This window comes from Leptolyngbya sp. PL-A3 (genome assembly GCF_039962325.1).
GTDB lineage: Bacteria > Cyanobacteriota > Cyanobacteriia > Elainellales > Elainellaceae > Vacuolonema.
Genome location: NZ_JAMPLB010000132.1, coordinates 1 through 7761 on the forward strand (window position 1 = coordinate 1; position 7761 = coordinate 7761).

Below are 7761 nucleotides of genomic sequence, written 5' to 3' on the forward strand. Positions count from 1 at the left end.
ACGAATCGGAGCGTTGGACGAGCTTCACGCGGCGTAACCATACCCTTAAAGATGGCAACAGAAACATTCTTCTATTTTGATTTATTTCTCGCGAGAAGGATGGAAGAGGGTTATGAAGGGATGAATATTGCAGGAGTAAAAGGATTAAGTGAAGAAGCGATCTCAACCCTCATCAGATTTGGGGCAAAGTTAGGTAATCGCTAGTCGCATCTTTGCTAATTCATATCAAGATTCCATCGCTTGAGGCCATTGTTTTCCGTTACACAGTGGAGCATTGATGTTTAACCAACCACTAAATCAGGGCTTACGCAAGCCCACCATATCTGGAGCGCGTAAGCAGCAATTCTTAGTATGGGCATCGAAGCCCGAAAACCGCGTGCCCTGCGATCGTCTTGGTATTAATCTTCAACCTTATAGCTATCGGGCTTAGCCATCTGGATCATCCGGTTGAGCGCAGCGCACTTGATGAACAGTTCAACTGCCTGGTTGTCAAATTCACGTGCACTTAGATTGCCGCCAAAAATCGTCTTCAAGCCAAACATAGTCGTTTCTGCGATCGAGCGACGATGATAGCCAGAATCTTGCTTCCAGCGTTTGCGTCCATGCTGACGAATCGCACGCAGATTCTCATCCCGTGAATGCGGTTTGCCTTTGCGATTGCCATGCTGCCAAATCACCGCATCCTTGCGCGGGAGAATGACCACTTTGGCTCCTTTGGCTGCAATCTTGCCTTGATTAGAAGCGTAGGATGCGCGTTACACTTGCTTAAGGAAGAGTTTAAATATTATCTTTAAACCAGCTTAAGGAAATTATATGGCAAAAGGATTTGGAACCAACGCATCAAAGTCGCCTGGCTCTCGAAAGGCTGCTGCTAAGCGACAAGAAGAGCAGGCCATTACTTCTCGGAGCGTAAAGCCTGAGGTGGCTATTAAAGGCTCTATCCAGCAGGATCTTCTCCAGAATCAGGAACAGCAGGCACTGGCTTGGGAGGCAGGAGTCTACAACCCTATCAGTGCTGAGGCTGAGAGAGACGCAAGAGTTTTAGAGGGTGAAGAGGAAGATTGGCTATTTCTGGCTAACGAAATTGGTTGGCTCCACGTAGTAGATGCACTTGACGCCATTTACCTTACGGCCCCTCCTCCTGATTTTGATGAGAGGCAAGCTGATTGGTATGTTCGTCCCGACCTGAGTACTTTCTTGGATGAGCCGGAGCTACTTCGTGAAGTTGTCAAAAAATATCCAATTCCTCAGGCTCTTTTAACTGAAACCCTTCTACAACGGACCCAAGCTATAGGATGGAGTGCTCAAGAGACTGAAGCATTTATCCGTGATACAGTCGATAACTCTTGGGATGGTCTGCAGATGGCTGATTACGTCTTCCTTCTACTCACACTTCAGCACGAAGTTGAGTGAATTGCGAGGTAATTTGCCAACTAGCTCGTTAGATACTGGAGGTAGAAACCGAACCCGATGTGCCAGATCATATAATTGCCGAAACGTACGAGAATGGCGCCTAGCAAGCCATAGGAGCGGAAGCAGACTGCCGCAGCGAAGTTGAAGGCATAAGCATGAACTGCGTAAGCAAAAAAGGCGAAAATTCCAATCTCACCACCTGCTAACTGCATGAGCGGAATGCCCTGAATGAGCGGCTCAACGGCAGAAGTGAGCACAGCCAAGGTCCAAAAGATTTTGTTCTGTGCGCGGCCTTTCAGAAGAACAGAAGATCCAAGCCAAAGAAGGATCGGAATGGGTATTAGACGAAACAGGGACTCTAGTTTGATCGCTCCTCCTGTGTAAACGAACAAGGACCCTGGAAAACCAACATTGAAATCGTTTCCCATTTTAGCTGTCAGAATACTTGTGGCTCCTGTTATTTGGTCGATTAAAATGGCGCAGACACCGAAAGTTATGCCTACAAGAATAGGAAGTAACAGTCGTTGTCTAGGTGAAGTGCGACTATCCCACGCTGCGGGAAAACCGCTCCGCTGCATACACCAGATTGCAACTAAGCCCACCAATGTGAACACTACGTGCGTAATCCATGTATTCGGCTCTATAGGACGTCCGCCTGAAGGAATTGCTGCGTGGAGCACATCCATAGTAGCCCATAGGAGCATAAGAGAGAGCCACACAAATGATGAATTAAGATAGCGCTGACCGAACGTGTCCGGCTTAGTAGTAAGCCTCAGTATCGTGTATCTATCTTGGGCTCTCAATGTTTTGTGATTGGATTGTTTCCGTTTCATGCACACTCCTTGCAGCAAAGTTTAGGTTTGGTTGGATAACATCAACTACATCAAACAGACATATCTCGGAGCAAGTCGGCTTCGTTGTGTAGAAAGGTTATTTGCAATGCTTCTACTAGCTCCTCCTGTCCTTTTGCTCGATCCAATCAGCAATTAGTTTGAGAGCAGTTGGTGAGAACGTTTCTTCTATTTCTTCGTACTCGCTTGGTGAGCCTGTTCGAGCGGTTTGGAACAAATGATTGAGTCCAGGAAGTTCTACCGTTTTGAAGTCCTGATTCCCTGCCTGCTTCAAGGTTTGTTCAATTACTGTCAAATTAAGTTGAGGGGTGATTTGGACATCCTTTGCACCATTCAAGGCAAGTACAGGGCATCTCACCCTGGCTAAAGCAGGAGCCGGATCGTAGCGTATGAAAAATCGCATCCAAGCAGATGTCAGCCGCTGCATATTGCCCCGTATTTTGTTCTCTGATGTCTCAGGATCAATTTCCTTTGCAACTGTTACTAGCCGGTCTGTGAGAACATCCCTAGTCTCGTTGCTAGTCTTAATGATTGGCAGAATTGTTTCCATCAGCTTGCGCTGTGTCTCTATTGTTTGGAAGGTGGCTCCATTTGCTTTTGCAACGGCCATTTGCTGTTCTAGCAAGATGCGATCGCCTGCCACCCCAGTACCAGCGAGTAGAATGATGAACGCAATGCCATTTTCTGGTTTTGCTGCTACCATCGGAGCGATCACCCCTCCTTCACTGTGACCAATTAGCCCAATTCTGTTAGATGCAACTTCAGCACGAGTTTTCAGAAAGGCGACTCCTGCTTCTACATCCGTTGCAAAGTCCACTGTTGTAGCATTCTCAACATTGCCTGTCGATTGACCAATACTGCGATCGTCAACCCGCAAACTGGCAATGCCTCGACGAGCTAGATAATCAGCAATTACTGCAAAGGGACGGTGGTTGAAAACTGTCTCGTCCCGGTCTTGCAACCCAGACCCCGTAATAAATAGGACCGTTGGAAACGGTGGTTGCCCTGCTGGAATGACTAACGTCCCACTTAAACGAACGGATTGAGCTTTTGAGTTTTTGTAACTAACTTCAATACTTTGATAAGGAAACGGTGGTTTCGGGTTTTGGGGGCGAGTTTTTGCTGTGTGAGTATCGTTAAGCATCAAAAGCACCGTGAATGTGAGGATACTGATCAAGGACAACCTTAGATGAAATGCACTCAGTCTGGGGCATCAGCATCAGGGATGTAAGAGTTGGAACCATTCTTATGGACTCGCCTCTATTAATTCTGGAATCAGCATCACTGATTCGGAGGCGCGGATACCTCACGCAATTGTAGGAATTCCATTATCAATCGATTCACTCGACTGGATGAGTCGATGGCTTGAGACGAGTCAGGGGTAGTGATATCTGAAGCAGAAATTTAAGCTTCAGTTATAGTCACCCCTTGAACTTTACCCATTGAAGAAATTCTTATGAATTGGACTGCATTATTAGCTAAAACTAGCTTGATTGGAATCACGTTTGCCGTACCCTGGCTGAGTTTTGCTTCCGTTGCTGAGGCGAGTCGCTGTCGCACGATCGCTGAAGATTGGGATGGATCGGTGGATGTGCGATCTGAACCTCAACGCAATATCTTTAACATCATTGCCACCGTTCCGAACGGCACCGATTTGGATGTAAGAGGACGAAGCGATGATTGGCTAGAAGTTTACACACCAGATTATCGTTTTAGCGCCTACTATCAAACGGGATGGGTCCGCGAAAGAGCAACTCGTCGCGTTTGTTCGAGAGGCGATCGCTCTTGGAATTCCCGATCATCTCTCCCACCTCTTCCACCTCTCTCACCTGATGAGGAGTATGATTATGACTACTGACTTAGACCTGTTTTATCGTGGGACAATACTGGGAGATTGGTTGAGGAAGAAATGAACGCGTTCCAAATTAGAACTCCTCGATTAGAAGGTATTGCTCTTTATCCTGAGTTGGCAAGTCTACGAAATAATAGATACTGGCGATCAACCTTCACGGCTAAATTTAAAGAAACCGCCAGGATGAAGTCTGAGTATGAATGACCTGCAAGCTATAAGCGTTGCTTCCAGAGCCAGCTCAAACCTTACAGTTTCCTGTCAGTCAGAATTTAGAACCGGAACGGGTCATCCTTCCTGAAGACTTTTATATACCAACAGTGAATGCTTTTAGGGAATGCCTAGGCTGTTATGTTGCTGCCTATTCCTGTGATAAGCGGAACAGCGTATATTCTGTCGGTAATGGCATTTTTGTGATGAGTCAAGTGCGAGTATCGGGAACCTATGGGGGACGCATTTGCAGGTATTGCAACAAGACTAGTAGGCTGCGGCCTAAGTTCGCAACCTATGTTTTTGTGTAGGGTGCTTCGCACCCTACACAAAAACATAGATGATGGATTTCCGCCTCAGCGTACTAGTGGATGCGGTAGAGGCGTACGCAAAAGAGAGCGGAGCTGTACGTATCACCTTGGTAACGCAAATCGATAATCACATTGCCCAGAAGCTTTATGAAAGCCAAGGCTTTATCCGAGACCCAGAGTACTATCACCATCTCCTGAAAATGACGTAGTTCCATTTAGCAACGTCAATACGCAGGTATTCCCTCAACCTGCTAATGCTAGCAGTGCAGCACCTACAACGATGGAAGCGATCGCCCCCAGTTTTTAGGTCAAAGTCCTTCGATCAATGTCTTCTTTGAGAACATGAGGGAACTTCCAGGAAATGGCTGTGGAAAAGAACAGCACGAAAACAGCCTGGATTCCAGCGGATGCATTGACCAGAGTGACGGGTGCCAGGGAAAGGGCAAAGTTCAAGAAGGCAAGCCCAATGAGGTCAAGAACAGCATTGAATAAAATCAGAGCTTTGATGGAATTACTAACCGACGCAAGAGAATTGAACAATACCAAACGATTTTTGGGAATGGAGAGAACGGCTAAGGCCGTGAGGGTAGCCCCAAACCGAATAAGAGTAAAACCATCGTAGTAAGGAAGGCGAAGGTAGATGAATTTGATTAAGACATTGTAGATGGCCCCAACCAGACTAGAAAACAACATCCAGTAGAAAGCTGGACTGAGTTTGAAAGTATCTCCTATGCGCTTCACTGAAACTCCAAAGCCACCTAGGACAAGCAGCACAAACGCAATGAGCTGGTAGTGAGTCAGGTGCTCGTCGATCAGATAGCCGGAAAGAAGCAGGACAAAAATCGGCGTAAAACGCCATAGCGGAATCACTCGCGATGCTTCTTCCAAGGACAACGCCTTGAAGTAGAGCATGATTACCGTGATGTAGAGCATTCCTCCGACAAGTGCCATACATAAAAGTCCAGGATTTGGGATCGTTAACCCACGCACAGGAACTAGAAGTAATGGCAGAAGGCTGACAAGACCAAGCGATACGGTATAGACGACTAAGCTGGAAGTATAGCGGCTGAGCAGAACTTTACTGGTTAAGGTTGCAATGGACCAAACCAGATAGGCTATTGTTGCGAAGGGTAACCATTCCATAATTTTTTAAGCTGTCTCGCTACCTGCTCAGGGATTACATTGGGGTTAACATACCAGTTTCTCCAAAGCATTTTTTTCTATTGCAGGAGTACTTGCATAACTTTTATAGGAGAGGGCGGCGGAGCCGCCCTCTCCTATAAAAGCCACAGGTTTTGATTTTATAAAAATCCTAAGATGCTTCAAAATAGAACAGCAAGGCGGGTTTAGATATGCTGCTTGAATGTTACTAATGTGGCTCCATAGCAAATTAAAAAGTCACTGTACATCTGGAATGGCTGTATCTCTGCGGAAATGGGAGCGACCCCAATGTCTTATCTCAGGTCAGTTTGGGAACACTGGAGCTTAGAAACTTAAAGTTTTGTCGAACCAAGCAAGCTCTTTGCTAATTCAAGTACATGTTTGATTTCCTCAAAGCCATTTTTAGTATGGGGCCGTTTGTCCCACATGGGCATTGTTATCTCTGGAAGACAGGGCTCGTTGGGCTACACGTTACCGCTGATGCTCTAATTGCCCTTGCGTACTACTCCATTCCCCTTGCTCTTTTCTATTTCGTTCGTGAACGAAAAGATTTGCCGTTTAAGTGGATCTTTCTGCTGTTTGGAGTATTTATTATCTCCTGTGGCACAACGCACATCCTGGAAATTTGGACACTCTGGTATCCCACCTACTGGCTCTCGGGAGGAATGAAGGCGATCACCGCCTTAGTTTCTGTATTTACTGCAATTGAGTTAATCCCACTCATTCCAAAAGTTCTCGCCCTGCCAAACCCTACGAAGCTCCAGCAGTTAAATGAGCAATTGCAAGTTTCCCAGGCTAGAGTCGCAGGTATTCTTGATACAGCCAGTGATGCCATTATTTCAGTTGATGATGAACAGAAGATTACTTTATTTAATCGGTCAGCTGAAATAATGTTTGGCTACACAGCTCAGGAGGTGTTCGGCAAGCCACTTGACCTGCTGCTGCCCCATGGATTTTCAACATCATCTAACAAGAGTGCTAGCAATACACAGGAACTGAGAGAGCGAAGCTCAAATTTGGCGTGCCGTAGAGATGGGAGCTTCTTTCCGGTCGAAGCTTCATTCTCCGAACTAGAAGTAGCAGATGAAAGAATTTTTACACTATTTTTGCATGACATTACTCAACGTCAACAAGCAGAAATCGCGCTACAAAAACAATTAAGCTTAGCAGCATTTCGAGCCGAGGTTGATGCCTCCTTTACGCGCAGCAAAACTCTTCAAAACATGCTGCATAATTGTACAGAGGCGATGGTCTCCCACCTTGATGCTGCATTTGCTCGTATCTGGCTTGCAGATGAGCAAGAAAATCTATTAGAACTACAAGCGAGCTCAGGACTATACACTCACATTAATGGAGATCACGCTCGTGTTCCGATTGGAAAATTCAAAATTGGTCTCATTGCTCAAGAGCGCCAACCCCACCTCACCAATTCAGTCTTAGATGATCCTCGCGTAGGCGATAAGGCATGGGCAAAACGGGAGGGTATGATTGCCTTCGCGGGTTATCCTCTGATCGTTGAAGATCAATTATTGGGAGTGATGGCAATGTTTGCGCGCCAACCTCTATCACCTGACACTTTAGACGCTTTAGCACTGGTGTCACAAGAGATTGCTTTTGGCATCAAGCGCCGACAAACTGAAATGGCATTACGGCAATCTGAGATTGAGCTACGGGAAAAAACACAACAACAGGAGCAGCTACTGCACAAACTCCAACACACTCAGGCACAACTCGTCCAAACCGAAAAAATGTCGAGTCTGGGACAACTGGTTGCAGGTGTTGCTCATGAAATTAATAATCCTGTCAACTTCATCTATGGAAACCTGGTCCATGCAGGGGATTATGCCCATGACCTAGGTACAGGACAAAAATTGAAGGACGTGGAAAAACTCATCGATGAATAACTCCAGATTCAGTAGGATTTGACGCAGGTGGTCGAAACCATAGCGAAAGATACTCTTGGCTT

General features: G+C 46.2%; 7 protein-coding genes and 1 pseudogene. 4 read left to right on the forward strand and 4 right to left on the reverse strand.

Annotated elements, in window-relative coordinates:
• Positions 1-204, forward strand: a 204-nt coding sequence (locus tag NDI52_RS34350; RefSeq protein WP_348257157.1) for a hypothetical protein, incomplete at its 5' end; no start/stop codon positions are given.
• Between the two features lie 194 nt (positions 205-398).
• Here NDI52_RS34350 and NDI52_RS34355 read toward each other — a convergent pair.
• A pseudogene (locus NDI52_RS34355) lies at positions 399-725 on the reverse strand (transposase); the annotation flags it as partial.
• A gap of 88 nt (positions 726-813) precedes the next feature.
• Here NDI52_RS34355 and NDI52_RS34360 point away from each other — a divergent pair.
• Positions 814-1413: a hypothetical protein gene (locus tag NDI52_RS34360; RefSeq protein ID WP_190773762.1), complete on the forward strand. Its 600-nt coding sequence runs from the start codon at positions 814-816 to the stop codon at positions 1411-1413.
• 20 nt (positions 1414-1433) lie between these two features.
• On the opposite strand, the gene NDI52_RS34365 is transcribed toward NDI52_RS34360, so the two are convergent.
• Together NDI52_RS34365 and NDI52_RS34370 are read right to left on the reverse strand one after the other, a co-directional pair.
• Complete coding sequence (locus NDI52_RS34365; protein ID WP_348257158.1) at positions 1434-2246, reverse strand: hypothetical protein; 813 nt, start codon at positions 2244-2246, stop codon at positions 1434-1436.
• A 115-nt stretch (positions 2247-2361) separates the two neighbouring features.
• Positions 2362-3408, reverse strand: a complete 1047-nt coding sequence (locus tag NDI52_RS34370; RefSeq protein ID WP_348257159.1) for an alpha/beta hydrolase — start codon at positions 3406-3408, stop codon at positions 2362-2364.
• Between the two features lie 312 nt (positions 3409-3720).
• Here NDI52_RS34370 and NDI52_RS34375 point away from each other — a divergent pair, with 312 nt between their 5' ends.
• A complete protein-coding gene (locus tag NDI52_RS34375) occupies positions 3721-4122 on the forward strand; it encodes an SH3 domain-containing protein (protein ID WP_348257160.1) in 402 nt (133 codons plus the stop codon).
• A gap of 815 nt (positions 4123-4937) precedes the next feature.
• Here the strand turns inward: NDI52_RS34375 and NDI52_RS34380 are convergent.
• A complete protein-coding gene (locus NDI52_RS34380) occupies positions 4938-5777 on the reverse strand; it encodes an EamA family transporter (RefSeq protein ID WP_348257161.1) in 840 nt (279 codons plus the stop codon).
• Between the two features lie 683 nt (positions 5778-6460).
• Between NDI52_RS34380 and NDI52_RS34385 the strand changes: the two genes are divergently transcribed.
• Positions 6461-7699: a PAS domain S-box protein gene (locus NDI52_RS34385; RefSeq protein WP_348257162.1), complete on the forward strand. Its 1239-nt coding sequence runs from the start codon at positions 6461-6463 to the stop codon at positions 7697-7699.
• Positions 7700-7761 lie beyond the last annotated feature (62 nt).

Excerpts from the sequence above, each read along its gene's own strand:
- NDI52_RS34360 (WP_190773762.1), top strand. The coding sequence starts at position 814 with ATGGCAAAAGGATTTGGAACCAACGCATCAAAGTCGCCTGGCTCTCGA.
- NDI52_RS34375 (WP_348257160.1), top strand. The coding sequence starts at position 3,721 with ATGAATTGGACTGCATTATTAGCTAAAACTAGCTTGATTGGAATCACG.
- NDI52_RS34370 (WP_348257159.1), bottom strand. The coding sequence starts at position 3,408 with ATGCTTAACGATACTCACACAGCAAAAACTCGCCCCCAAAACCCGAAA.
- NDI52_RS34380 (WP_348257161.1), bottom strand. The coding sequence starts at position 5,777 with ATGGAATGGTTACCCTTCGCAACAATAGCCTATCTGGTTTGGTCCATT.
- NDI52_RS34385 (WP_348257162.1), top strand. The coding sequence starts at position 6,461 with ATGAAGGCGATCACCGCCTTAGTTTCTGTATTTACTGCAATTGAGTTA.
- NDI52_RS34365 (WP_348257158.1), bottom strand. The coding sequence starts at position 2,246 with ATGAAACGGAAACAATCCAATCACAAAACATTGAGAGCCCAAGATAGA.